The organism is Janthinobacterium sp. GW460-12-1-14-LB5 (assembly GCF_059423585.1).
Window position 1 is genome coordinate 1 of the sequence record NZ_JBWKYD010000025.1, and the last position, 26,542, is coordinate 26,542.

Here is a 26,542-nt window from a genome sequence, read left to right on the forward strand (position 1 = left end):
ATGACGATTTATAAGGAAGAAATCTTCGGCCCCGTGCTGTGCATCGTGCGCGTGCCCGATTTTGCCACCGCGCTGGATCTCGTCAATGCGCATGAATACGGCAACGGCACGGCCATCTACACGCGCGACGGCAACACGGCGCGCGAATATACGCACCGCGTGCAGGTGGGGATGGTGGGCGTGAACGTGCCGATCCCCGTGCCGATGGCTTTCCACAGCTTCGGCGGCTGGAAGCGCAGCCTGTTCGGCGACCACCATGCGCACGGCCCCGAATCGGTGCGTTTCTATACGAAGCAGAAGGCCGTGACGCAGCGCTGGCCGGCCTCGACGGCGGCCGGGGCCGAGTTTGCCATGCCGACCCTGAAGTAATCCCGCTGTAAAACCCGCTGGTTCGCTTCTTGCTTGATGCAATGGTTAACTATTTAGCCATTGCAGATCGCTCCCATGACGTCCAGCCGTACCCAGCCTTTGCGCATCGTTGTCGTCAACACTATTGTCGAGCATGGCGTGCACGAGAATGCGGCCTTGGCTGCCCAGGTGCAGCGCGGCAATGCCTTGCGCATCGGCTTGCTGGAATCGGGGTACGACATCGTCGCCTCGCTTCCAGCCGACCTCTACCTTCCCGAGCGCATCGCGCAACTGCAGCCTGACCTCATCATCATCGACGCGGAATCGGATGCGCGCGACGTGCTCGAACACATTGTCATCGCCACGCGCGACGAGCGCCGCCCCATCGTCCTGTTCACGGAAGACGGCGCCACGGCCAGCATCGACGCGGCCATGGCGGCCGGCGTATCCGCCTATATCGTGGCCGGCTTGCAGGCCGAGCGCATTCAACCGGTGCTCAACGTGGCGCTGGCGCGCTTCCGCCAGGAAGAAAAACTCCGCGCCGAATTGATCGAGTCGCGCCATAAATTGCTGGAGCGCAAGGTGATCGAACGGGCCAAGGGCTTGTTGATGACGCATCACGGCTTGACGGAAGAGCAGGCCTACCAGCGCCTGCGCAGCATGGCCATGAACAAGAAACTCAAGCTGGCCGATATCGCCCAGCGCATCCTCGACGTGGAAGACTTGCTGGGATGAATCGTTCATTTCCTGATACATGCTGGTGCATCGCACCATCGCGGTGCGTTTCCCGCCGCCATCAACCGGGCATGCACGGGCACGGTCCTTGCTGCTGGAACAGCATGACCTTGCCCATGGCGGCGCGGCAAAACAGTACTTATCAGCAAGGAATGGTATGACAGAGCAAATGGGCAAAGAGACAGGGCAGGGCGTCCAGGTGTTGCGGACCCTGCAGCCAGAAAAACAGACGATACGCATCGGCTACCTGCCGCTAACCGATTGCGGCTCGCTGGTGATGGCGTCGAAGATGGGCCTGGATGAAAAATACGGCATCAAGATCGAACTGAGCCGCGAAATGTCGTGGGCCGGCGTGCGCGACAAGCTGAACAGTGGCGAACTCGACGCTGCGCACGTGCTGTATGGTCTCGTATATGGCGTGCAGATGGGCATCGGCGGGCAGCGGCATGACATGGCCGTATTGATGAATCTCAATCACAGCGGCCAGGCCGTGACCCTGTCGGCGGCGCTGGCGCGCGAGGGCGCCCACGATGGCGATTCGCTGGCGCGCCACCTGCGCGGCGCGGCGCGTCCGTTTGCGTTTGCGCATACTTTTCCGACCGGCAATCACGCGATGCTGCTGCAATACTGGCTGGCCGCGCAGGGCATCGATCCGCTGCGCGACGCGCGCGTGATGACGGTGCCGCCGTCGCAGATGGTGGCGGCCTTGCGCGCGGGCCAGATGGATGGCTTTTGCGCGGGCGAGCCGTGGGGCTACAAGGCCATCGTCGATGGCGTGGGCGTGACGGCCACCACCAGCGGCGCCATCTGGCCCGACCATCCGGGCAAGGTGCTGGGCACCAGCGCCGCGTTTGCGCACGCGCATCCGAACAGCTGCCGCGCCCTGATCGCTGCCGTGCTCGAGGCGGGGCGCTGGATCGACGCCAGCGATGCCAACCGGCTGGCCATGGCGGCCACCCTGGCCGAGCCCGCTTATCTGCATACGCCGCAGGAAATGCTGGCGCCGCGTGTTCTCGGCCATTACCAGGATGGCCTGGGCAAGACCTGGGACGAGGCGCACGGCTTGCAGTTTTACGGCGAAGGCGCCGTCAATTTTCCGTATCTGTCCGACGGCATGTGGTTCATGACCCAGCACCGGCGCTGGGGCTTGCTGCGCGACGAACCCGATTACCTGGCGGTGGCAAGGCAAGTCAACCGCATCGACCTGTACCGCCAGGCGGCGGAAATGACGGCCACGCCATTGCCAGCGTCCCCCATGCGCAGCTCGACCCTGTGCGATGGCGTCGTGTGGGACGGCAGCGCGCCGGAAGCGTACGCGGCATCGTTTGCCATCGGCCATTTTTTCTGATTGGAGAGTTTGTCATGGCACAACAAGGAAGCGTAACCCTGGTCGGCGCCGGTCCCGGGGACCCGGACTTGCTGACGATCAAGGCGGTGAAGGCCATCGCGCGGGCCGACGTGGTGCTGATCGACGACCTCGTCAACCCGGCCATTCTCGCGCATGCGGCGCAAGGCGTGCGCGTGGTCGAGGTGGGCAAGCGGGGCGGCTGCGCTTCCACGCCGCAAGCGTTCATCGAACGCCTGATGCTGGCCGAGGCCCGCGCCGGCCTGCACGTGGTGCGCCTGAAAGGGGGCGATCCGTATTTGTTCGGGCGCGGCGGCGAAGAGCGCGCCTACCTGCGCAGCCACGGCGTGGCCGTCGACGTGATCCCCGGCATCAGCAGCGGCCTTGCCGCACCGTCCAGCATCGGCGTGCCGCTGACGCACCGCAGCTGGAGCCAGGGCGCGATCTTCGTTACCGGTCATGGCAAGGATAGCGCCTCGGAGCCGAACTGGCTTGCGCTGGCGCAAAGCGGCTTGACCCTGGTCATCTACATGGGCGTGGCCAGGGTGGCCGCCATCCAGGCGGGCTTGCTGGCCGGCGGCATGGCGCCCGGCACGCCCGTGGCCGTGGTGCAATCGGCCAGCCTGCCGGCGCAGCGCCAGTTGCTGAGCACCTTGCAGGAGCTGCCCGACCACTTGCAGGCCAGCGGCCTGGGCAGCCCCAGCATCATCGTCGTGGGCGACGTGGTGCGCTGCGCCGATGCCTGGGATGACCATGGCGCCGGCACCTTGCTGGCCGCCTGCGTCTGAGCCTGCTGGCGCCTAGCGGATCGGCAGGGCCACGGGGCGGATGGGCGCCGCGTCGCCGCCACGGAATTTCAGCGACGCGCCGATGAAGGCGAACTGGTACACCTTGTCGCGCGACAACGCTTCCAGGTCGACCAGTTCCAGGATGGGCGTGCCCTGCTGCGCCAGCAGATAGGTGTGCACAGGCAGGTAATTGTTCGCCACTTCGGACGGAAACGCCTCGAAACTGAGGTTGTCCGCGCCCACCACCATGGCGCCGCCATCTTCCACGAGGAATTTCGCCGCATCGAGCGACAGGCCGGGCGGATTGGCCATGTACGCTTGCGCCTGCTCATAATGCTGCATGCGGCCCGTGCGTATCAGCACCACGTCGCCTTTTTCCAGCGTGACCTTCTGTTTTGCCAGCGCCGCGCGCAAGTCTTGCCGCGTCACCCGGTAATTGTCGGGCAGTTGCGACAAGCCCTTGGCCACGGCCACGTCGATCAGCACGCCGCGCGCCACGATGGGCGGCAGTTTTTCAGCCCCCGTCACGGTCCAGCCCCGGTCGCCCAGGTATTGTTCCTCCGTAAAACCGTTCCAGATCTTGCCGTTCAAGCCGAAATGGTTGAGGGCGTCGATATGCGTGCCCATGTGCGCATACATGGACACGGCCGAGCCCGTGTAACTGACGTGGCGGTTCATGGCGTCGCCCACCTGCATCGAGTCGGCCACCACATTGCCCTTCGGTGTGTGCGTCATCCACATCTGATAGGGCGGGTCGCCTGCCGCCTGCCAGCTGGGCATGCCGACATAGAAATCGACGGCCAGGTCGTAGCTCTTGCCGCCGTCGATGCGGGCCAGGATGGCGGCGCGCGAGGCTGGCGTCATCAGGTTCAGGCGGCCGATCTCGTCTTTCGGACCCCAGGGGCTGATGCCCACTTCGGGCAGGGCGGCGGCTTGCGTCGTTCCTGCCAGCAGCGCCAGCAGCAGGGCGGTCAGGGTGGCGGATGGTTTGAACATGGTGTGCTCCTTGTATCAGCGAAAGAAAGAAGCAACCATCATATTGTTTTTCATTTCAATGATAATCAGCGATAAAATAATAAGATATTCAACTGGAAGGAAAGAATGATGGATGTTCTCGCGCACATGCGCGTGTTTCGCAAGGTGGTCGAGCGCGACAGCTTCAGCAAGGCGGCGCTGGACTTGCACCAGTCGGCGGCCGCCATCAGCAAGCAGGTGCGCCAGCTCGAAGCGCGCCTGGGTACCGTGCTGCTGGTGCGCACGACGCGGCGCATGAGCCTGTCGGACGGCGGGCGTGCCTACTATCTTGAATGCTGCCGCCTGCTCGATGAAATCGACGCGCTGGAATTGGCCACGCGCGGCTGCGCCGGCAAGGTGGCGGGGCGGTTGCGCGTGAATGCGCCGCTGTCGTTTGGCCTGAAGGTGCTGTCGCCGCTGCTGCCGGACTTCATGACCCGTTATCCGGACGTCAAGATCGAGATGACCCTGGACGACCGCCTGCGCGACGTGGTGGGCGAAGGCTACGACGTGTCGCTGCGCATCCGCGCCGCGCTGGCCGATTCGACCCTGGTGGCGCGCCGCCTGGGCGACGTCGAGCAAATGATCTGCGCAGCGCCGGCCTACCTCGTCCGGCGTGGCACGCCAGGCCAGGCGCAGGATCTGCACGGCCACGACTGCCTGGCCTACCGGCTGGCCGACAGTCCCGGCGTCTGGCAGCTGGCCGGGCCGGAAGGGGCGAGCAGCATCGTGCTGCCCGTGCGCTTTTCCGCCGACAGCAGCCTGTTGCTGGCCGACATGCTGGTGGCCGGCATCGGCGTCGGTGCGCTGCCGTCGTTCGTCGCCGCGCCGCTGCTGGCCAGCGGCGCCCTGGTGCGCGTGCTGCCGTCGCACGCCATGGCCAGGCGCGGCGTGTATGCCTTGATGCCCGATGGACGCCACGTGCAGGAAAAGGTGCGCGCTTTCTGCGACTTCCTGGCCGGGGCGCTGCAGGGGGCCTAGGCGCCAGGTGTTTTCCAGGGTAACTATCATGCGCCCTTTTTTTCATGCACAGATGCGTCGGGCATGAGCTTTGATAGTATCCTCGTACTTGCTGGGCGGCGGGGCGCCGCACATTCGAGGAAACCGGAATAAGCGATCGACAATGCACACTTTGAGCAAGGGCGGGACGGCAGCGGGTATCAGAATCTGGGCGGGTGGCTTGCTGCTGGCCTTGGCGGTGGGCGGCGCGCTGTATGCGGGCGCGGCGCGCACGGTCAATGACGACGCCGAACAGCGTTTCGACAATCTCACGCATGGCGCCCAGCATAGCCTGATCACGCGCGTAAAAAGCTATTCCGACCTGCTGCGCGGCCTCGAAGCCCTGTTCCGTACCAGCGAGCATCTGACGCGCCGCCAGTTCCACGATTACGTGGCCGGCCTCGATATCGCGCGCCAGTTTCCCGCCATCGAATCGGTCAACTACGCGGTGGCCGTCCCATCGGCGCAGCGCGCCGCCTTCATCGAGGCCGTGCGCCGCGACACCAGTCTGGCACCGCGCGGCTATCCCGATTTCACCCTCCGCCCGCCCGGCGAGCGGCCCGAATACACGGTGCTCACTTACCTGGAGCCCGATTCCCTGCTGGGCGAGCGCATGGGCGTCGATATCGGCGCCAACCCGCTGGTGGCCCAGTCCCTGGCGCAGGCGCGCGACAGCGGCGAGGTCAGCGCGTCGGGGCAGGTGATCATGATCAAGGGGCCGCCCGCGCATATCGGCCTGGGCATGCGCCTGCCCGTGTACCGCAACGGCATGCCGCAGGGCAGCGTGGCCGAGCGCCGCGCCGCCTACCAGGGCTCCGTCGGCATCGGCTTCGGCGTGGCGCAGCTGGTGCACAGCGCGCTCGAACGCAGCGCCCTGGAACCGCTGCACCTGACCCTGTACAGCGCCGCAGACCCGTTGCCGGCCAGCGGGACCCTGACCATTACGCCGCAGGACCGGCTGCTGTTCAACGACGATGGCGACCTGGCGGCGCCGCCGCCGCAACCGGGCAGCGATGCCGCGTATTTCGACCAGGTGCTGCCCGTGGCTTACCAGGGCGGCCTGTGGAAAGCCCATTTCCGCGTGCGCAAGGCGGAGCTGTACAGCCCTTTCGACCGCTATTTCCCGTGGCTGGCGCTGGCCGTCGGCGTGGCCGGCACGCTGCTCGGTTATGGCTATATCTTTACCCTGTACCGTTCGCGCCGCAGCGCGGTGGCGCAGCGCACCCTGCTCGACACGGTGCTCGACAGCGTCGACGCCTATGTCTACATGAAGGATGCCGACCTGCGCTACCGCTACGTGAATGCGCGCACGGCGAAGATACTGGGCCGCCCGGCGGAGCAGCTGATCGGCCGCCAGGATGGTGAATTGATGCTCGGCGATGCCGCCGCCGCCGCGCAGCTGACGGAGCGCCAGGTGTTCGACAGCGGCGCCAAGTTCGTCGGCGAGGAGCGCTTCGTCGATGCGCAGGGCCAGGTGCATCACCTGTGGAGCGTGAAGGTGCCGCTGGGCTTGCCCGGTCCCGTCACGGGCCTGATCGGCCTGTCCACCGACGTGACGGAACTGCACCGCCTGAAGGAGCAGGCCGACGCGGCCAGCCAGGCCAAGAGCGACTTCCTGTCGAACATGAGCCATGAAATCCGCACGCCGATGAACAGCATCATCGGCATGGCGCACCTGGCGCTGAAATCGGTGGCCGATGCGCGCCAGCGCGACTACCTGCAGAAAATCTTCCATTCGGGCCAGCATTTGCTGGGCCTGATCAACGACATCCTCGATTTTTCCAAGATCGAGGCGGGCAAGCTGGAGCTGGAGGTGCTGGACTTCCGTCTCGACACCCTGCTGGCGAACATCGCCAGCCAGCTCGGCGATGCGGCCGCCGTCAAGGGCCTGGCGCTGCAGTTCGATATCGCGCCGGAGCTGCCGCAGCGCTGGCGCGGCGACCCGCTGCGCCTGGAACAGGTCTTGCTGAACCTGGCCAGCAACGCCATCAAGTTTTCCGACAATGGCAGCATCTTCGTGCGCGTGCGCCAGTCCGAGGAGCGCGCCAGCCACAGCATGCTGCGCTTCGAGGTGCAGGACCGGGGCATCGGCATGAACCAGGAAGAGGTGGCGCAGCTGTTCCGTTCCTTCCACCAGGCCGACCCGTCGACCACGCGCAAGTATGGCGGCAGCGGCCTGGGGCTGGTGATCAGCAAGCAGCTGGTGGAGTTGATGGGCGGCAAGGTGGGCGTGTACAGCCAGCCGGGCCTGGGCAGCACCTTCTGGTTCACGGCGCGCCTGGAGAAAAGCGCGCAGGCCAGCGACGAGCGCATCGCCGAGGTGGAGCCGGAAGTGCTGGGGGTGATACGCGGCGCGTCCATCCTGCTGGTGGAAGACAACGTCTTCAGCCAGCAGGTGGGCTGCGAATTGCTGGAAGACGCCGGCGCCACCGTTTGCGTCGCCTGCAATGGCCGCGAAGCGCTGGAATTGCTGGCCCATCGGCGCTACGATTGCGTGCTGATGGACGTGCAGATGCCGGAGATGGATGGCTTCGAGGCGACGCGCCGTATCCGCGCCGACCCGCAGCTAGCCGGCCTGCTGGTGATCGCCATGACGGCCAATGCGGGCAGCGAAGACCGCGCCCGCTGCCTGGCGGCGGGCATGGATGAATTCGTGACCAAGCCGATCGCCCCGAATCTGCTGTTCCACCTGCTGGCGAAATGGTTCCGCTTGCGTGGAGGCATAGGCCATGCGCGCGCGGGCGACAGGCTGGTGGCCGTGCCGAAAACGCCGCCGTCGGACGCTTCGCCGGAGCCGCGCGACACAGCCATCCTCGACCTGGCCACGCTGGCGCTCACGTTCAGCAATGATGCAGTGAAGATGCGCAAGTACACCCAGCTGTTTCTCGACACGGCGCGCGACGGCATCGCCGAAATGGAGCAAGCCATGGCGCTGGAAGACCTGGGACGGCTGGCCGACCTGGGCCACCGCAGCAAATCGTCGGCGCTGGCCGTGGGCGCCCATGCCTTTGCCGGCCTGTGCACGTCGATCGAAGGCTTGCGCCGGGGCGGCGACCTGCAGCAGGCGCGCGCCTTGCTGACGGCGCTCGGGCCGGCGCTGGCGCAGGTGGCGGAACAAATTTCCATGGAATTTGCCGCCAGCGACGCTCCCTGACGCAGGCAGCGGCGATAATAGGCGTTTGACGTCTGCGGCCACCCGGCCGCAGACGCGGCAACCCATCGGATCAGCATGCATACTCCCGTCACGCCCGGCCTCCTCATCCTGCATGGCAACCAGCTGGAACAGCTGCGCGCCGCCGTCTTCCAGTGGCTGCGCCAGCACCCGCTGGCACCGCTGGAAACGGATATCTTCCTGGTGCAGTCGAACGGCGTGGCCGAGTGGCTGAAGATCGCCCTGGCCGAGGAAATGGGCGTATGCGCCGCCACGCGCATCGCGCTGCCGGCGCGCCTGCTGTGGGAAAGCTACCGGGGCATGCTGGGGCGCGAGCGCGTCCCGCGCGTGTCGCCGTTCGATAAATCCCCGCTGACGTGGCGTTTGATGCGCTTGCTGCCATCTTTGCTGGCCGACCCCGTCTTTGCGCCGCTGCGCTACTTCCTGGCCGATGGCGATAGCGAACGCCGGCTGCAGCTGGCCGAGCGCCTGGCCGATTTGTTCGACCAGTACCAGGTCTACCGCGCCGACTGGCTGGCCGACTGGGCGGCCGGGCGCGACCAGCTGCGCACGGCCCGCAATGAAGCCATCGCACTGAAGGAAGACCAGCGCTGGCAGGCGCAGTTGTGGCGCGCCGTGGCGGCCGATGTCGAGGCTTTCGAGCGCGACACGGGCCGCGCCGACATCCACGACGCCTTCCTGGCGGCGATCGCCGCCGGCGATGCACCCGCTGGCAAGCTGCCGCGCAGGGTGGTGCTGTTCGGCGTGTCGGCCCTGCCGTACCAGACCTTGCAGGCGCTCGCCGCGCTGGCGCGCCACACCCAGGTGGTGCTGGCCGTGCCGAATCCGTGCCAGTTTTACTGGGGCGACATCATCGACGGGCGCGACCTGCTGCGCGCGGAAAACAAGCGCCAGCGGCAGCGCAACGGCACCGACCTGGCGCAGATTCCGCTGGAAGAACTGCATGCGCACAGCCATCCGCTGCTGGCCAGCTGGGGCAGGCAAGGGCGCGATTTCATCCGCATGCTCGACGAATTCGACGAACACGCGCAAGCCGAAGGGCGCGACGACAGCCTGCGCATCGACCTGTTTGGCGAGGAAACGGGGGAAACCCTGCTGCAGCAGGTGCAGGTGGCCATCCGCGAACTGCGTCCGCTGGCCGAACACGAGCAAACGCCGCCCGACGCCGGCGCCGGCGACCGCTCGATCGAATTTCACGTGGCACACAGCGTGCAGCGCGAAGTGGAGGTGCTGCACGACCAGCTGCTGGCCATGTTCGCGCACAGCGCCGAGACGGGCTTGCGTCCGCGCGACGTGGTGGTGATGGTACCCGACATCGACACCTTTACGGCCGCCATCCACGCCGTCTTCGGCCAGTACCGGCGCAACGACGAGCGTTTCATCCCGTTCGAGATCGGCGACGTGAAGGACCGCAGCGTCAACCCGCTGCTCGTCGCGCTCGAGTGGCTGCTGCAGCTGCCGCAGCAGCGCTGCCGCCAGAGCGAAGTGCGCGACCTGCTCGACGTGCCGGCGCTGGCCGTCCGCTTTGGCCTGCAGCCGGACGACCTGGCTACCCTGGGCGCCTGGATCGAAGGGGCGGGCGTGCGCTGGGGCCTGGACCAGGAACACCGCGCCGGCCTGGGGCTGGGCGCGGCCGGGGAACAGAATGCGTGGATCTTCGGCGTGCGGCGCATGCTGCTCGGCTATGCCAGCGGCGATGGCGCCAGCTTTGGCGGCATCGAGCCGTATGCGGAAGTGGGCGGCCTCGATGCGGCGCTGGCAGGGTCTTTGGCGCAGCTGGTCGAGGCGCTGCTGCACTGGCGCACCGTGCTGGCCGGCGCGCGCACGCCGGCCGAATGGGGTGAACAGGCGCGCGCGCTGCTGGCGGCCTTCTTTGACGCCGACGACGAGGGCGACCGTTTGACCCTGGCGCAGCTGGAAGGCGCCTTGCAAGGCTGGCTGGAAACCTGCGAACACGCGGGCTTTGTCGAGCAGGTGCCGCTGTCCGTGCTGCGCGTGGCGTGGCTGGGCGCGCTGGACGAGCCGACCCTGAACCATCAATTCGTCTCCGGCGGCGTGACCTTCTGCACGCTGATGCCGATGCGCGCCGTGCCGTTCCGCGTGGTGTGCCTGCTGGGCATGAACGATGGCGACTTCCCGCGCCGCGCGCCAAAGGCCGATTTCGACTTGCTGGCGCTACCCGGCATGGCCCGCCCGGGCGACCGCTCGCGCCGCGACGACGACCGCTACCTGATGCTCGAAGCCTTGCTGGCCGCGCGCGACAAACTGTACGTGAGCTGGGTGGGGCGCAATGTGCGCGACAATTCCGAACAGCCGCCGTCCGTGCTGGTGTCGCAGCTGCGCGACTACCTGGCCGCCGGCTGGTCGCTGGATCGGCACCTGGCGTCGCTCACCACGGAACACGCGCTGCAGCCGTTCAGCCGCCGCTATTTCGAGGCGGGCGGCCTGCTCACCTATGCGCGCGAATGGCGCGTAGTCCATACCGATGCCGATGCGGCGGATGCGGACATGCAGGCCGCCGCGCTGCCGCTGGGCCCTTACGAACTCGATCCCGGCACGCGCCTGAAACTGGGCGAACTGGCCAGCTTTTTGCGCCAGCCCGTCAAGTACTTCTTTCGCCGCCGCCTGAGCGTGTATTTTGCCGACGCGGCCATGCTGGGCGAGGATGAGGAGCCGTTCGGCCTGAATGCGCTCGAGCGCTATCTGCTGGAAGACACCATGCTCGATGACGGCGGTGCCGTCGAAGCGCTGGACGACGTGCGCGCCAGCCTGGAAGCGCGGGCAGGGAAACTGGCGCGCGAAGGCGTGCTGCCCATCGGCCTGATCGGCCGGCAGGTGCAGGCGCAGCTGGTCGAGGCGCTGGTGCCCGTGCGTAGCGCGTGGCTGTCGCTGCGCGCCTCGTTCCCGTACGCGGCCGACAAGCGCGCCATCAACTTGCCGTTTGGCGAGCTGCAGGTCGACGACTGGCTCGACAAATTGCGCAGCAACGGGCAGGAGACGGCCTGGCTGATGCAGATTTCCTCGAAAGTGACGGACAAGGGCGGCCTGGCGCGCGGCGACAAGCTGATGCTGATGTGGCTGCGCCAGCTGGCCGCCGCCGCCCTCGGTTTTCCCGTCACCGGCTATCTGGTGGCGCGCGACGCCATCGTCAGCATGGCGCCGCTCGATCCGGCCAGTTCGCGCGACGCGCTGGCGACCCTGCTGGCGCTGTGGCGCGAAGGCATGAACCATCCGCTGCCCACGGCGTGCAAGACGGGGCTGGCGCTGGTGCAGCAGGGCGACCCGCGCGCCGTCTACGATGGCGGTTTTGAACTGTCTGGTGAGCGCGCAGAATTGTGCCTGGCGCGCCTGTGGCCCGAGTTTTCCGCGCTGGCGCTTGAGGAAGCATGGGAAGACTGCACGCGCGAGCTGTATGGCCCGCTGGCCGACTGGCTGCAACAACACATTACGATCGACCCGATCAGCGCGCCCGATGACGGCGCGGGAGAAGAACAATGACGAGCCATCTGCTCAACCCCCTGGTGTTCCCCCTGCACGGCTCGCGCCTGATCGAGGCGTCCGCCGGCACGGGCAAGACCTGGACCATCGCCGCACTGTATGTGCGCCTCGTGCTGGGACACGGCAACGACGACAGCCGTTTTACGCGGCCGCTGCTGCCGGCCGACATCCTCGTGATGACGTTTACCCGCGCCGCCACGCGCGAATTGTCGAACCGCGTGCGCGAACGCCTGATCGAGGCGGCCGCGTATTTTCGCCACGAATCTGGCATGGAACCCGGCGGCAGCGACCCGTTTCTCGACGCCTTGCTCGAGTCCTATCCGGACGAAAGCGAACGGCAAAAGGCCGCGCACCGGCTGATGCTGGCCGCCGAGACGATGGATGAAGCGGCCATCTTCACCATCGACGCCTGGTGCCAGCGCATGCTGCGCGAGCACGCGTTCGACAGCGGCAGCCTGTTCGACGAAGAACTGGTCAGCGACGAGCAAGCCCTGTTCGAGGATGCGGCCCACGATTACTGGCGCCAGCAAGTCTATCCCTTGCCGCCGCAGGCGCTCGACGTGCTGCTGGCCTGCTGGCCCGACGTCGGGGCGTTGAAGAAGGGCGTGCGCGAACTGGCGCGCCGCGCCGGCAGCATGCAGATGGCCGACGATGAGCCCTTATCGGTCCTGATCGCGCGCGAACAGCGGGCGCTGGCCGCGCAGCTGGCCACCCTGAAGGCGGGCTGGGTCGAGCGCACGGAGCAGATGGCCGTGTGGATCAACGACCACCGCGCCGCCAATCCCAAGTGTTTTAACGGCGTCAAGATGAAGCCGGAGAACCTGGCAAAGTGGTTCGACGGCTTGCGCCGCTGGGCGCAGGATCCGCTGTTGCTGCTGCCCGCCATCACGGCCAAGGCGTGGGAGCGCCTGACGCCGTTCGGCATCGAGGATGCGTTCGCCAAGAGTTTCACGGCGCAAGTGCCCGAGTGCTTCGAACATACGGAAGCGCTGGGGACGGCCCTGGCGGCCATCACGCCGCTGGCGCACAAGCTGCATCTGCATGCGGCGGCGGCCATCGCGCGGCGCATGGATCAGTTAAAACGCCAGTCGCGCCAGTTCGGCTTTGCCGACATGCTGCAACGGCTGCACGATGCGCTGGCCGGCGAGAATGGCGCGGCGCTGCGCCAGCGCATCGTCGACCAGTACCCGCTGGCCATGGTCGATGAATTCCAGGATACGGCCCCTGCACAGTATCAGATCTTCAATTTGCTGTACCGCATTGCGGAGAATGATCCCGCGCAAGGATTGTTCCTGATCGGCGATCCGAAACAGTCGATCTACGGCTTTCGCGGCGCCGATATCCAGAGCTACCTGGCGGCGCGGCGCGCCACCACGGGTCGCCACTACCAGCTGGGCACCAATTACCGCTCGACGGCGCCCCTGGTGGCGGCCGTCAACCAGCTGTTCCTGCATGCCGAGCGCGCCGAAGTGCCGGCCGGCGCCTTCCGCTACCGCAAAAACGGCGAGAATCCGCTGCCGTTCGAGGCCGTCGACGCCAAGGGCCGCGACGAATGGCTGGTGAACGCCGGCGGCCCGCTGCCGGCCCTGCTGGCCGCCTGCGCCAGCGATGAAGGGCTGCGCGGCGACAGCTACCGCGAGTATTTCGCGCAGCATTGCGCGGAGCACATCGTCGCCATGCTGGGCGATGCGCAAGCGGGTTTCGACGGTCCCGACGGTTTTACGCGCCTGCAGCCGGCCGACGTCGCCATCCTCGTGCGCGACCGCAAGGAGGCTGCCGCCATCCGCCGCGCGCTGGCGCGCCGCCGGGTTGCCAGCGTCTACCTGTCCGACAAGGATTCCGTCGTCGACAGCGAGGAAGCGCAAGACGTGCTGCGCTGGCTGGCGGCGCTGGCCAACCCGCTCGACGGCGGCCTGGCGCGCGCCGCGTTTGCCACGCGCACCATCGGCCTGTCGCTGGGCGAGCTGGCGCGCCTGTCGAGCGATGAACTGGAGTGGGAGCGCCGGGTCGAGCAATTGAAGGCCCTGCACCTGATCTGGCAGCTCCAGGGCGTGCTGGCCATGCTGCGCCGCTTCATCCACGAACTGCAATTGCCCGCCATGCTGCTGCAGCAGACGGGCGGTGAACGGCGGCTGACGAATCTGCTGCACCTGGCCGAATTGCTGCAATCGGCCAGCCGCCAGCTCGATGGCGAGCAGGCGCTGATACGCTGGCTGGCCGAGCAGATCGCCGGCGAAGGCGAGGGCGGCGACGAGCGCGTGCTGCGCCTGGAAAGCGATGCGGAGCTGGTCAAGGTCATCACCGTGCACAAATCCAAGGGTCTCGAATACCCGCTCGTGTATCTGCCGTTCGCCGTCACGGCGCGCAAGGTGGATAAACGCAACCGCAGCTTCTTCGAGTATGCGGGCGAGGATGGCGAACGCCGCCTCGACCTGTCCTTGTCCGACGAAGCCATGGCGGCGGTCGAAGAGGCGCGCATCGAGGAAGACCTGCGCCTGCTGTACGTGGCCCTGACGCGCGCGCGCCACTTTTTGTGGCTGGGCGTGGCCGCCCAGGCGGCGCGCAAGGCGGGCGAGAACACCCTGCACGAATCGGCGCTCGGCTATTTGCTGACGGGCGGCGACAAGCTGCCGGCGGAGCAGCTGCTGCTGCGCTGGCAGCAGGTGGCGGGCGATTGCGACGCCATCTACGTGAGTTCCCTGGCGCAGCCCGATGCCTGCACGGTGCTCGACCGCATCGAGCGGCGCCCCGAGCTGCGTCCCGCGCCCGTGTTCACGGGCGAATTCGAGCGCGACTGGTCGGTGGGCAGCTTTACCTCGCTGACGCGCCAGATCGGCGCCGTGGCGGCCGCGCACGTGCCGCAGCGGGCGCTGGAAGAGACCCTGCTGGAAGATGGCACGGCAGTGGCAGTGGCCGCGCCGACGCCTATGGGCGACGCGCCCTGGCACCGCTTCCCGCGCGGTTCCGTGCCCGGCAATTTCCTGCACGAACAGCTCGAGTGGATGGGCAGCGAAGGCTTTGACAGCGTCCACGATGCCAATTTCGACACGCGCCTGGCCGCGCGCTGCGAGCGGGCGGGCTGGGGCCACCGCCAGGAAGACGCCATCGCCTGGCTCCGGGAAATCGCCGTCACGCCGCTGCCGCTGCTCGATGCATCGCTGTCGCAACTGGACAGCACCCTGTCCGAGATGGAGTTCTGGTTCCCCAGCGAGCATTTGTCCACGGGCGCGCTCGACCAGCTGTGCACGCGCTTGCTGCTCGACGGCGCGCCGCGTCCCGTGCTGCCGCGGCGCCAGCTGCACGGCATGCTGAAAGGCTTTGCCGACCTGGTCATCGAAAGGGAGGGGCGCTACTGGGTGCTCGACTACAAGTCGAACGCGCTGGGCGCCAGCGACGCCGCCTACCACACGCAGGCGCTGGCGGCCGGCATGGCGCAGCACCGCTACGACATCCAGGGCGCCATCTACATGCTGGCCTTGCACCGGCTGCTGAAAAGCCGGCTTGGCGACGCCTACGACCCGGCCGAACACCTGGGCGGCGCCATTTTCCTGTTCCTGCGCGGCATAGCGAACGCGGACACGCACGGCTGCTACTGGCTGGCGCCGCAGCTGGAACTGCTGGACGGCCTCGATCAACTGTTAGAAGAAACGGAACACCATGCAGCATGACGCGCAGATGGACGCTTTGTTTACCCATGTCGACGGCATCGCCGGGGATGGCCATCTGCGCCGCCTGAGCGCCGCCTTTGCCCGCTTCATCGCCAGCCTGGACGAGGGGGCGCCGCATGCGCCCGCCGTCGCCGTCGCGTGCGTGGTGCTGTCCGAGCTGGAAGGGCGGGGCCACAGCTGCCTGATGCTGGCGGACCTTGCCAGCGAACCGTCGCAGCTGCTGGGCTGGAGCGAGGAATTGTGGCATGGCGTGCTGGCCGTTTCCGGCCCGCTGCCGGACAGCGCCGCCGGCTGGCGCGCGCTGTTGGCCGGCGCGCCGCAGGTGTGGCGGGTCGGTGCGCCCGACGTGAAACAGCCGCTGGTGCTCGACGGCGACCGTTTGTACCTGCGCCGCTACTGGCGCGACGAGACACTGGTCGGTGAAAAGATCGCCGTGCGGGCGCAGGATTTGACGAATCCGCCGCTGGCGCAGGTGCGGCAATGGCTCGATATCCTGTTCGACCAGCCCACGCAGGATGGTGGCCCGGACTGGCAAAAGGTGGCGTGCGCCGTCGCCCTGCGCGGCAAGGTGGCCATCATCACGGGCGGCCCGGGCACGGGCAAGACGTACACGGTGGCCAGTTTGCTGACCTTGCTGTTTGCCGTCTCGCCGCAGCCGGAGCAGCTGCGCATCGCGCTGGCCGCGCCGACGGGCAAGGCGGCCGCGCGATTAAAACAGTCGATCGACAAGGCGCTCGAAGGCCTGGCGGCCAAGGCGGGCGGCGCGCTGCCCCTGCTGGAACTGGCGCGGCGCATGGGCGCGGCGCGCACCCTGCATAGTTTGCTGGGCGCGCGGCCCGACACGCGCGCCTTTGCCCACCACGCGGGCAATCAGCTCGACGTCGACGTGCTGATCGTCGATGAAGCGTCGATGGTGCACCTGGAAATGATGGCGTCCGTGCTCGACGCCTTGCCGCCCACGGCGATCCTGATCCTGCTGGGCGACAAGGATCAATTGGCGTCCGTGGAAGCGGGCGCCGTGCTGGGCGACTTGTGCCACGACGCGCAGGCGGGCGGCTACACGGACGCCACCATCGCATATGCGCAGGCGGCCAGCGGCGTGACCATTCCACCTGCCTTTGCGGGCGCGGCGGGCGCGCTGGCGCAGCAGACGGTGATGCTGCGCCACAGCCACCGTTTCAGCGGTCCGATCGGCGAACTGGCGCTGGCCGTGAATGGCGGCAGGCCCGATCTGGCCAAGGCGTGTTTTGCCGCCGATAGCGGCGGCCAGCTGGCGTGGAGCGTGCCGGCGCAGCAGGAAGACGTGCTGCGCCTGGCCTTGCGCGGACGTCCTGATGCGCCGGGCGGCTACCAGCCCTACCTGGCGCTGGTGAATGCCGGCGGCGAAGGTTACGCGCAACATGACGACTGGGTGCGCGCCGTACTGCACGCTTTCGAGTCGTTCCGCATCCTGTGTGCCGTGCGCGAAGGCGAGTGGGGCGTGGCGGGCCTGAACACGGCCATCGAGCTGCGGCTGGAAAAGGAAGGGCTGATACGCCGCAGCGAGTGGTATGTGGGCCGTCCCGTGATGGTCACGCGCAACGACTACGGCACGGGCGTGTTCAATGGCGACATCGGCCTGACCTTGCACGACCCTGTGCGGCCGGGATCATTGCGCGTGTACTTCCTGGAAGGCGAGAACGTGCGCAGCGTGCTGGCCACGCGTTTGCGCCACGTGGAGACGGCGTTCGCCATGACGGTGCACAAGTCGCAGGGTTCGGAATTCCGCCATACTGTGCTGGTGCTGCCGCAGGAAGGCGGCGCCATGCTGGCGCGCGAACTGGTCTACACGGGCATCACGCGCGCGCGCGATTTCTTCACCCTCGTTTCGCCCACGCAGGCCGTGCTGTTCGACGCGATCCTGCGCCGCACGCAGCGCGCCAGCGGGCTGCGGGGCTTGATCGGCTGATTTACTTCGCCAGCTTTGCCCTGGCCACCAGCGCCTGCACCACTTGCAGGGTGGCTTGCTCCACGTCCTGGCGCGGCAAGCCCGGGTTGGCGCCGGCGACCAGCGATGGATTGGTCAGGTAGCGCCCGCCCACGATCAGGGTGGGCGTGCTGTCGACCTGGTAGCCGGCGGCCAGGCGGGGCAGATTTTTCAGCCTGGTCTGCACGCCAAACGACTGGTAGGCGCCTTCGAAGGTCGCCTTGTCCAGGCCATTTTTCAGCGCCCAATCGAGGTTATCGCTGTCGCTGGCGAGGCGTTTGCGCTCCACATGCCAGGTGTGCATGACTTGCGCGTGCAGCGCCTCTTCCTTCTTCAGCGCTTCCAGGGTCAGGAACAGATGCGCTTCCGGATCGTTTGCCGGCGTGTGCGGCAAATGGATGCGGCGGAACGACACCGTGGCGGCATTGTCCTTGAGCCAGCGCGCCAGGCCCGGCTCCAGTGCATTGCAGGCGGGGCAGTGGTACATGAAAAACTCGATCACTTCCACCTTGCCCGGCGCCGCCTGCACGGGCTGCGGCGTGGCCAGCACCTGATATTCCTTGCCCGGCACGGGCGCTTGCGGCGAGGCGAAGGCGCTGCTGATGGCGAAGCTGGCGCAGGCCAGGACGACGTGGTGCAAACGCATGGAAGCTCCTTTAAAAAGATTGACTATGAGGCAATCATTGTAGGGCGTCAACGTCTGATGGTGTTGCTTTGATGTAATAAACATTTATTATTCCGAATATTGAATAATATCGTTCCAATTTTTGTGTGAAAATGGCGGCAGAGTGTGCGTGGCTAGGCCGCTGGTTCACACCATAAAAATCACCACAAAGGAGTACACCATGTTTTCATCGTTGCGCACGCGTCTGGTGCTGATTTGCGTCTCCATCGTCGTCCTGTCCATGCTGGCCTTGTCGGTCGCCAATTACGTCACTACGCGCAACAGCATGCTGGCGTCGGCCGACCAGCAGATGCAGCAGCTGCTGCAAAGCCAGTCGGCCGTGCTGGCGCAATGGGTCGACGGCAAGAAAAAGGTCATGGCCTCCGTCGTCATGTCGGCCGAGACGCCCGATCCGCTGCGCGCCTTCCAGATTGCGGAAAAGGCCGGTGATTTTGCGGAAGTGTTCATCGGCTACGCGGACAAGCGCTCCGTGTTTACCCATCCGGGCCGTCCGGCCGATTTCGATCCCACGGCGCGCGCCTGGTACACGGATACCGTCAAGGCGGGCGTGCCGATGCTCACGCCGCCGTACGTGGACGCGGCCAGTCACAAGCTGGTGGTGTCGTTTACGGCGCCCGTCGGGCCGAAAGAGGCGCTGCTGGGCGTGGCGGGCGCGGACGTGCTGCTCGATACGGTGATCGCCAACGTGGTGGCGATCAAGCCGACGCCGCACAGCTTTGCCTTCCTCGTCGACCAGAGCGGCACCATCATCGCCCATGCGGACAAGGAACTGAGCCTGCAGCCGGTGGCGAAACTCGATGCGGCGCTGTCGGCCGCGCAGGTGAACCGCCTGGAAAGCGCGCGCCAGAGCGAGGCCGTGCGCCTGAATGACCGCGACGGCATGCTGTATGTGACGCGCGTGGCCGGTACCGACTGGCTGCTGGCCGTGGTGCTGGACCAGCAGGAAGCCATGCAAGCCTTGCAGACGATGCTGACGACGGCCACCGTCACGGCCGTGCTGCTGACGGGGCTGGCCGCGGTGCTGCTGTCGCTGCTGGTCTTTAAAATGCTCAAGCGCCTGGAACTGGTGCGCGACGCGCTCGACGACATCGCCTCGGGCGAGGGCGACCTGACGCGCCGCCTCGACGCTTCCGGCGTGGATGAACTGGCGCAGATCGCGGATGCCTTCAACCGCTTCATCGACAAGATCGCCGCCGTGCTCGTGAAAATCCGCACGGCCAGCGAATCGGTGAAGGTATCGTCGTCGGAAATCGCCGCCGGCAACCAGGACCTGTCGTCGCGTACGGAACAGCAGGCGAGCTCGCTGGAGGAAACGGCCGCTTCGATGGAAGAGTTGACCAGTACCGTGAAGCAGAACGCGGACAATGCGCGCCAGGCCAACCAGATGGCGCAATCGGCGTCCGGCGTGGCCAGCAAGGGCGGGCAGGTGGTGGCGCAGGTGGTCGACACCATGGCCTCGATCAATGATTCGTCGAAGAAGATCGTCGACATCATCAGCGTCATCGATGGCATCGCCTTCCAGACGAATATCCTGGCCCTGAATGCGGCCGTGGAAGCGGCGCGCGCGGGCGAGCAGGGACGCGGCTTTGCCGTGGTGGCGACGGAAGTGCGCAGCCTCGCCCAGCGCTCCGCGGGGGCGGCAAAGGAAATCAAGCTGCTGATCGACGATTCGGTGGGCAAGGTCGATTCGGGCGCGCGCCTGGTCGACGAGGCGGGGGCGACGATGCAGGAAATCGTCGACAGCGTGCGCCGCGTGACCGACATCATGGGCGAGATTACGGCCGCCAGCGTCGAGCAAAGCTCGGGCATCGAACAGGTGAACCAGGCGATCGCGCAAATGGACCAGGTGACGCAGCAGAACGCGGCCCTGGTGGAAGAGGCGGCCGCCGCGGCGGAAAGCCTGCAAGACCAGGCCAGCACCCTGGCGCAGGTGGTGGGCGTGTTCAAGCTCGATGACGGGCAGGCTCCGGCGGCCGTGCCGCATGCCGCAAGGCCCGTGGCGCGCGCGCCGGCTCCGGCGCGCATCGCGCAGGCGCCAGCCTCCAGGGCCGCGGCGCAGCGCAAGCCGGAAGCGAGCGAGGAGTGGGAAACCTTTTAAGCAGCGTTCAGGCGCGCCGGGGCGCCAGGGTCGGCGCCATCTGCTTCGCCACCTCGAAAAAGGCGTTGGTGGCCGGCGTGTTCTGGCGCCGGTCGCGCACGGCCAGGCCCACCTTGCGGCTGACGGGCGGATTGAGCGGCAGGGCGACGAGCTCCGGATACTGCTCGCGCAAGCGCTGCGGCAGGGCCAGTTCGGCCACGATGGAGACGCCGTCGCCGCGGCTGACCATGTCGAGGATGGTAATCACCTGGCTGATGCGGTAGGGGACATTGGGCTGCAGGCCCGCGTTGGCGAACAGCGGTTCGATCAGGCAGGCGCAGCCCGCCTCGGACATGATGAACGGCCCTTCGCACAGCTGCGCCAGGGTGATGGCCGTTTCGCTGGCCAGCGGGTGGCTGCGCGGCACCAGCGCCATCATCTGGTCTTCCACCAGCGGCGCCGTATCGAAACGCTCGTCGGGCAGCACGACGAAGCCGACATCCACGCGGCGTTCGCGTATCCACTGCACCACTTCATGGTCGGCGCCTTCGTCGATGCGCAGGGCGATGCCCGGATAGCGCAGGCGGAACTGCGCCGTGATGGCCGGCAGCAGATTCAACGACGAAGTGGGGCCGAAGGAGCCGATGCGCAGGCTGCCCTGGCGCTGGCCCAGCACGTCGGCCGCTTCCTGGCGCATGGCTTCGGATAGTCCCAGGATTTCGCGCGCCCGCACCAGCAGCTGGCGGCCCACATCCGTCAGCTCGGCCGACGCCTGGTGGCGCACGATCAGGTCCACGCCCATCTCCCTTTCCAGCGCTTTTAACGCGTGCGAGACGGCCGACTGGCTGATGCCCAGCTGCGCGGCGGCGGCGGAAAAGCCGTGCAGCTCGGCCACCAGGGTAAAGATTTCCAGTTGCGTGAAGGTCATCTGTGGTTTTCCTGTGCTATGAGTTTTTGCTCATTATTTCATGAGTTAATATTAGTATTAATATATAAGTGTACACCACCCCGCCGCGCAAACGGCCTCACAGGAAATCCCATGTCTTCATCCGCCTTGCCCTCTGCCGCCTTGCCTGCCGCGCAATCGCCGCTCGTCTACCTCAAACTGATTTTCGTCGCCCTGTTCTGGGGCGGCACCTTTATCGCGGGCCGCGTGCTGGCGCAGCAGATGCCGCCCATGACGGCCGCCAGCGGGCGCTTCGGCGTGGCCGTGCTGCTGCTCGTCGTGCTGGCGTGGAAGCTGGAAGGGGGCTTGCCGCGCCTGGACCGCAAGCAGCTGGCGACGACGGCCGCGCTGGGCCTGACGGGCATCTTTTTATACAACCTGTGCTTCCTGGCGGCCCTGTCGCGCATGCCGGCGGGGCGCACGGCCCTGTTCGTGGCCCTGAATCCCATCGTCACGGCGCTGGCCTCGGCCATGCTGTTCCGCGAACGGCTGGGATCGTTCAAGTGGCTGGGCATCATGCTGGCGTTTTGCGGCACGGCCATCGTCATCACGCGCGGCGATCTGGCCGGCGTGCTGCACGGCACGGGCGGCGGCATCGGCATGGGCGAAGTGTTCATGTTTTGCGGCATTTCCAGCTGGGCCGCCTATACCCTGATCGGCAGAGTGGCGCTGAAGGGCCTCTCGCCCATCGCCGCCACCACGTACGCGTCGATGTGGGGCCTGGCCTTCTTGCTGGTGGGGGCGGTGGTGGAATTCCCGACGGTGCCGTGGCACAGCTTCGGCTGGCAAGTGTGGGCCGCCATCGGCTACCTGGGCGTGTTCGGCACGGTGATCGGCTTTGTCTGGTATTACGAAGGCGTCAAGGCGCTGGGCCCGTCGCGCACGGCCGTGTTCAACAACCTCGTGCCCGTGTTTGGCATCGTGCTGGCGGCGGGGCTGCTGGGCGAACCGGTGCTGGCGTCGATGCTGGTGGGCGGCGCGGTGACGATTGCCGGCGTGGTGATGACCAACCGGCAAGCGAAATAATTATTTGGCGCGGCGGCGCTTCGAAGGCTTGGCCGGCGCCTTCTTGTGCCGGCTGACGGAAGCGCGCATCACCTTCGGCTCTTCGATGCCGTTTTCGGCCGCCAGCATGCGGCGGATGTTGACGGCATCCATGGCGCGCACGGAATTGGCGCGCGCGTTGAGCAGGATCATGGTGGCGAACTTGCCGGCCGACTTGATGCGCATGATCAGGCAGCGGCCCGCTTCATTCGTGTAGCCCGTCTTCGACAGGCCGATGTCCCAGCCCTTGGCGCCCACCAGGCGGTTCGTGTTGTGGTATTCCACGTCGCGGCCCTTGATCTGGATCACGTCCTTCGAATCGGTGGTGATGCGGCTGATTTCCGGGTAGCGCGAGGCGGCCACGGCCATCTTGACGAGGTCCGCCGCCGTCGACTGGTTGTTCGGCGATAAGCCCGTCGGCTCTTCGATCACGGTCTGGCGCATGCCCAGTGCCTTGATCTTGGCGTTGACGGCCACGGCAAACGCCGTCGGGCCGCCGGGGAAGGTGCGCGCCAGCGAGGCGGCGGCGCGGTTGTCGGACGACATCAGCGCCAGTTGCAGCACGTCGTGGCGGCTCAGGGTCGCGCCCACGGGCACGCGCGAAGTGCTGTGTTTCAAGGTATCGACGTCCTCGCGGTCGATGCTGATCTCTTCCTGCATATTCGCCTTGGAGTCGAGCACGACCATGGCTGTCATGAGTTTGGTCAGCGAGGCGATGGGCACTACCACGTTGGAATTTTTTTCAAGCAAGACTTTGCCTGTGCCGTCTTCGACCACCAGAATCGACTGGGAACCGAAGGGCACGGCGATGGCCGCTGTCGAAAGCGTCATCAGCACCGCGGCGAACATTTTTTTGAGCATGGGATTGTATGTGGGAAAGCAGTTTTGGGGCGCCATCGTGGGCGCTGCGCGCAAATCCGGAAGCGGGCCGCGCGGGGACGCGGCGTGTATCTCGGAGGCAATATTTGCCAAGCTTAAACAATACCATTAAAGATCAAGCGATGTCTACGGAATCAGGGCGCCACAGGCGGCGTTGCGGCCAATTTGGTAAATAAATGGGGCTATTCTTGCCGTAGTGAAAATTGTTGCGCAATTGTTGATTTCATCTTGGAAACTTCGTATGATTTCAGCAAGATTGGCAGCCTTGGCCGGGCAGGCACGGCGCGCGTCGTCGTTGATGCCTGCCGCTTCGTGCTTCGTCGCCCCGCGCTAGGTCCCGCAACCGGGGCGCCGTAGACTGCGTTCATGCCTGATTGATACGACAAGGAGAACGCAGCATGTGGAAAAAATTTGCCGGATGGTATCGCTGTTACGACGATGAAACCCTCAGGGTGCTTGCGCATCCGGACACGGCGGCCCAGTTGCCGCAGGGCTGGCGGCGCTGGGTGGCGTTGCGGCTGGCCACGCTGACGCCGATCGAGCGCCAGCAATTCCACGCCTTCATGCTCAAGTACCGGGGCGCCGGCTTTTACCTGGCTGCGGTCAGGCTGGTGCTGTTGTTTAGCATTCTCGGCGTCGCGCTGCACCTGCTGCTGCCGGACAGGGTAGGCTGGAGCAAGGCCTTGGTGCTCAGCAATATTCTCGGCCTGGCGATGGCCTGGGGCGTGCTGGGGGTCTGGTTCAATTACCGCAAGCTGGCGCAAAAGAAATTCAAGGTGCTGTTACTGCTGCTTGTGCCCGCCCTGGCAGGTGTGGCGATTGGCGTCCTGCGCGCCATGCTGGAAGGTGATAGTTCCATCGGTCCGGCGCTGGAGCACGGCGTGCGCGTGGGCGGCTGGGCCGCGCTGACGACAGGGCTGGTCTACATGGTGCCGATGACCATCGTCGTTCTCTGGCGCAACCGCCAGTACGAAGCGCTGACCCTGCAGTTGCAGCAAGATGCCGAGCGCGACCGCCTGGCGCGCGAACTGAGCGAATCGCAGCTGCGCCTGCTGCGCGCGCAGATCGAGCCGCATTTCCTGTTCAACACCCTGGGCGCCGTGCAGCAGCTGGCCGAGCAGGGCGCGCCCAGGGCAGCGGCGCTGACGTCCGACCTGATCGCCTTCCTGCGCGCCAGTCTGGCGGAAATGCGCAGCGAGCACGTGCCCTTGCAAAGCGAATTCGAGATGGTGGCCGCCTACCTGCGCGTGATGCAGGCGCGCCTGGGCTCGCGCTTGCGCTTCAGCCTGGACTTGCCGGCAGAGCTGGCGCAGGCGACGATACCGAGCATGATCTTGCTGACCCTGGCGGAAAACGCCATCAAACACGGCATCGAGCCATCGTTGCGTGGCGGCGAGATCGTTATGTCGGCCGCGCTCGCCGGCGATGGCAGGCTGCGCCTGCGCGTGCAGGACAGCGGCATGGGCTTGCCGGAAGACGGCGCGGGCAGCGCGCCCGGAGGCGGCCTGGGCCTGGAAAACGTGCGCAGCCGCCTGTTGCTGTCCGATCCGTCCGCCAGCTTGAGCCTGCGCGGCGGCGAAGAGGGCGGCGTGATCGCTGAAATAGTGTTGCCCATCAAAATTGCATCCAGCCTGAAAGACTCCGCCGCATGAACGCCACCATCCTGATCGCCGAAGACGAACCGCTGATGCGCGAGCGCCTGCAAATGCTGCTGGCGCAAGCCTGGCCCGAGGCGCGCGTCGTGCTGGTGGCGGAAAACGGCAACGATGCCTGGGACGGTTTCCTCGAGCATGAGCCGGACGTGGTCTTCCTCGACATCCGCATGCCGGGCCTGTCGGGCCTGGAAGTGGCCGAGCGCATCGGCACGCGGGCCCACGTGGTATTCGTCACGGCCTACGACCAGTACGCCGTCGACGCGTTCGACGCGGGCGCCGTCGACTACCTGTTGAAACCCGTGCAGGGCGAACGGCTGGCGCGCGCGCTGGCCCGCCTGCGCGACAAACTCGGCGCCCAGCCGGCCGACATGGCCCATTTGCTGCAGTCGCTGCGCGCCGCCTTGCCGGCGCCGCCGCGCGAAAAACTGAAATGGATCAAGGCCAGCGTGGGCAAGCAGATCCGCCTGATCGACATCGACGATGTGCTGTTCTTCCAGGCGGACACCAAGTACACGCGCGTGGTGCTGGCCGGCTCGGAAGCGCTGGTGCGCACGCCGCTGAAGGATTTATTGGGGGGACTTGATCCGGAACAGTTCTGGCAAATTCACCGCGGCACCATGGTCAACGTGAAAGCCATCGAAGCGGCCGAGCGCATCGACGCCGAGCGCATGCAGGTACTGCTGCGCGGCAGCACGGAAAAGCTGCCCGTCAGCCGCACGTTTACGCATTTGTTTCGCGACTAGCCCGCAAGGCAAACGCCCCGCATCTGGGGGCGGGGCGGGGGTGGTGATGGAGGCGGCGCCGCGCCTACTGGATCTTGGCGATCGACACTTCCGTCGATTTGACCAGCGCGATGACTTCGCTGCCCACTTTCAGGTCCAGATCCTTGATCGAGCGCGAGGTGATGACCGAGGTGACGATGCCGTGCGGCGTTTCCACGTCCACTTCGGACACGACGGGGCCAAAGATGATTTCCTTGATCTTGCCGCGAAACTGGTTGCGTACATTCACTTCCGAGATAGCCATGATATTTCCTTTGTGCCCGTAATACGCCGTGCGGCGCGACATGGCCAGAGTACGGCGCGCGCGTGGTTTTGACCACGAATCGATGCGCATATCGATATGCGCAAAGTGTGCGGCAGCGCTGGCGCAAGCATATTATTCGCCTATACTCGTTGGCATTGACCAGGAGGTTTGCCATGCGCCCATTGCCCTTGCTGCTGCTGTTGCCCTCATTTGCCGTGCTGGCGCAACCGGTCGCTGCCCTGCAGCCGATGGCTTTCCTGGCCGGGCATTGCTGGAAGGGAGAGTTCCCTGGTGGCAAGCAGACGGATGAGCACTGTTTCCAGTGGCTGTATGGCGGCCGGATGCTGCGCGACGTGCACACGGTGCGCAGCCCCGGCAAGCCCGATTACGTGGGCGAAACCACGTATTACCACGATGCCGCCGAAGGCAAGGTAGCCTTTCTGTATGTGGAAAACAGCGGCGGCCATAGCCGTGGCACGATGTTGCCGGCGGACGGCGGCCTCGACTTTCCCGCCACGCAATACGTGGGTGCCAGCGGCAAGGCGCTGACCTACCGCGTGCGCTGGACGCCGTCGGGCGATGCCTACGAGGCGGCCAGCGAGATGCAGGTGGACGGGCGCTGGCTGCCGCAATTCAAGCTGCTGCTGAAAAAGCAGTGACGCGGCGGCAATAAAAAACCGGGACTCATCCCGGTTTT

General features: G+C 66.2%; 19 protein-coding genes. 14 read left to right on the forward strand and 5 right to left on the reverse strand.

All coding sequences use genetic code 11. From position 1 onward, the window contains the following. The 4 genes from AC07X6_RS22740 to cobA all read left to right on the forward strand — a co-directional run. Positions 1 to 369 (forward strand): aldehyde dehydrogenase family protein (locus AC07X6_RS22740; RefSeq protein ID WP_494792491.1); only part of this gene is annotated, 369 nt, incomplete at its 5' end. Positions 370 to 444: 75 nt separating this feature from the next. Continuing rightward, positions 445 to 1,083 carry an ANTAR domain-containing response regulator gene (locus AC07X6_RS22745; RefSeq protein ID WP_494792492.1) on the forward strand — a complete coding sequence of 213 codons (639 nt, stop codon included), beginning with the start codon at positions 445 to 447 and terminating at the stop codon, positions 1,081 to 1,083. Between the two features lie 157 nt (positions 1,084 to 1,240). Next, the gene (locus tag AC07X6_RS22750) at positions 1,241 to 2,431 is read left to right on the forward strand and encodes a CmpA/NrtA family ABC transporter substrate-binding protein (RefSeq protein WP_494792493.1); all 1,191 of its coding nucleotides are present in this window, start codon (positions 1,241 to 1,243) and stop codon (positions 2,429 to 2,431) included. A gap of 14 nt (positions 2,432 to 2,445) precedes the next feature. Next, the gene (cobA, locus tag AC07X6_RS22755) at positions 2,446 to 3,216 is read left to right on the forward strand and encodes a uroporphyrinogen-III C-methyltransferase (protein ID WP_494792494.1); all 771 of its coding nucleotides are present in this window, start codon (positions 2,446 to 2,448) and stop codon (positions 3,214 to 3,216) included. A gap of 12 nt (positions 3,217 to 3,228) precedes the next feature. Here the strand turns inward: cobA and AC07X6_RS22760 are convergent, their stop codons facing one another. Beyond that, complete coding sequence (locus tag AC07X6_RS22760; RefSeq protein WP_494792495.1) at positions 3,229 to 4,212, reverse strand: cyclase family protein; 984 nt, start codon at positions 4,210 to 4,212, stop codon at positions 3,229 to 3,231. A 108-nt stretch (positions 4,213 to 4,320) separates the two neighbouring features. Between AC07X6_RS22760 and AC07X6_RS22765 the strand changes: the two genes are divergently transcribed. The 5 genes from AC07X6_RS22765 to recD all read left to right on the forward strand — a co-directional run bounded on the left by AC07X6_RS22765 (position 4,321) and on the right by recD (position 17,515). Next, positions 4,321 to 5,211 carry a LysR family transcriptional regulator gene (locus AC07X6_RS22765; protein WP_494792528.1) on the forward strand — a complete coding sequence of 297 codons (891 nt, stop codon included), beginning with the start codon at positions 4,321 to 4,323 and terminating at the stop codon, positions 5,209 to 5,211. Between the two features lie 142 nt (positions 5,212 to 5,353). Further along, positions 5,354 to 8,383 carry a CHASE domain-containing protein gene (locus tag AC07X6_RS22770; protein ID WP_494792496.1) on the forward strand — a complete coding sequence of 1,010 codons (3,030 nt, stop codon included), beginning with the start codon at positions 5,354 to 5,356 and terminating at the stop codon, positions 8,381 to 8,383. Between the two features lie 75 nt (positions 8,384 to 8,458). Beyond that, positions 8,459 to 11,899 carry an exodeoxyribonuclease V subunit gamma gene (recC, locus tag AC07X6_RS22775; RefSeq protein WP_494792497.1) on the forward strand — a complete coding sequence of 1,147 codons (3,441 nt, stop codon included), beginning with the start codon at positions 8,459 to 8,461 and terminating at the stop codon, positions 11,897 to 11,899. Then, positions 11,896 to 15,567 (forward strand): exodeoxyribonuclease V subunit beta, encoded by a 3,672-nt coding sequence (recB, locus tag AC07X6_RS22780; protein ID WP_494792498.1) that lies wholly within the window; start codon positions 11,896 to 11,898, stop codon positions 15,565 to 15,567. The genes recC and recB overlap by 4 nt, the downstream gene beginning before the upstream one ends. Further along, entirely contained in the window at positions 15,557 to 17,515 is a 1,959-nt protein-coding gene (gene recD / locus AC07X6_RS22785; RefSeq protein ID WP_494792499.1) for an exodeoxyribonuclease V subunit alpha, read from the forward strand. The genes recB and recD overlap by 11 nt, the downstream gene beginning before the upstream one ends. Position 17,516: 1 nt before the next feature. Here recD and AC07X6_RS22790 read toward each other — a convergent pair whose 3' ends face one another. Further along, a complete protein-coding gene (locus AC07X6_RS22790; protein ID WP_230541862.1) occupies positions 17,517 to 18,179 on the reverse strand; it encodes a thiol:disulfide interchange protein DsbA/DsbL in 663 nt (220 codons plus the stop codon). 199 nt (positions 18,180 to 18,378) lie between these two features. Between AC07X6_RS22790 and AC07X6_RS22795 the strand changes: the two genes are divergently transcribed. After that, positions 18,379 to 20,316, forward strand: a complete 1,938-nt coding sequence (locus tag AC07X6_RS22795; protein ID WP_494792500.1) for a methyl-accepting chemotaxis protein — start codon at positions 18,379 to 18,381, stop codon at positions 20,314 to 20,316. A gap of 7 nt (positions 20,317 to 20,323) precedes the next feature. On the opposite strand, the gene AC07X6_RS22800 is transcribed toward AC07X6_RS22795, so the two are convergent. Beyond that, positions 20,324 to 21,223, reverse strand: a complete 900-nt coding sequence (locus AC07X6_RS22800; protein WP_494792501.1) for a LysR family transcriptional regulator — start codon at positions 21,221 to 21,223, stop codon at positions 20,324 to 20,326. A gap of 111 nt (positions 21,224 to 21,334) precedes the next feature. Here AC07X6_RS22800 and AC07X6_RS22805 point away from each other — a divergent pair, with 111 nt between their 5' ends. Continuing rightward, positions 21,335 to 22,267, forward strand: a complete 933-nt coding sequence (locus AC07X6_RS22805) for a DMT family transporter (protein WP_230541865.1) — start codon at positions 21,335 to 21,337, stop codon at positions 22,265 to 22,267. Here AC07X6_RS22805 and AC07X6_RS22810 read toward each other — a convergent pair whose 3' ends face one another. Next, positions 22,268 to 23,146: a serine hydrolase gene (locus tag AC07X6_RS22810; protein WP_035826880.1), complete on the reverse strand. Its 879-nt coding sequence runs from the start codon at positions 23,144 to 23,146 to the stop codon at positions 22,268 to 22,270. 416 nt (positions 23,147 to 23,562) lie between these two features. Here AC07X6_RS22810 and AC07X6_RS22815 point away from each other — a divergent pair, with 416 nt between their 5' ends. Both AC07X6_RS22815 and AC07X6_RS22820 read left to right on the forward strand, forming a co-directional pair. Then, positions 23,563 to 24,816 (forward strand): sensor histidine kinase, encoded by a 1,254-nt coding sequence (locus tag AC07X6_RS22815; RefSeq protein ID WP_494792502.1) that lies wholly within the window; start codon positions 23,563 to 23,565, stop codon positions 24,814 to 24,816. Next, positions 24,813 to 25,562, forward strand: coding sequence for a LytR/AlgR family response regulator transcription factor (locus AC07X6_RS22820; RefSeq protein WP_230541868.1), 750 nt, complete (start codon positions 24,813 to 24,815; stop codon positions 25,560 to 25,562). Before AC07X6_RS22815 ends, AC07X6_RS22820 begins: the two co-directional genes overlap by 4 nt. Positions 25,563 to 25,626: 64 nt before the next feature. Here AC07X6_RS22820 and AC07X6_RS22825 read toward each other — a convergent pair whose 3' ends face one another. Then, the gene (locus AC07X6_RS22825) at positions 25,627 to 25,845 is read right to left on the reverse strand and encodes a TOBE domain-containing protein (protein WP_034757699.1); all 219 of its coding nucleotides are present in this window, start codon (positions 25,843 to 25,845) and stop codon (positions 25,627 to 25,629) included. Positions 25,846 to 26,018: 173 nt separating this feature from the next. Here AC07X6_RS22825 and AC07X6_RS22830 point away from each other — a divergent pair, with 173 nt between their 5' ends. Then, positions 26,019 to 26,504, forward strand: a complete 486-nt coding sequence (locus AC07X6_RS22830; RefSeq protein ID WP_494792503.1) for a hypothetical protein — start codon at positions 26,019 to 26,021, stop codon at positions 26,502 to 26,504. Positions 26,505 to 26,542 lie beyond the last annotated feature (38 nt).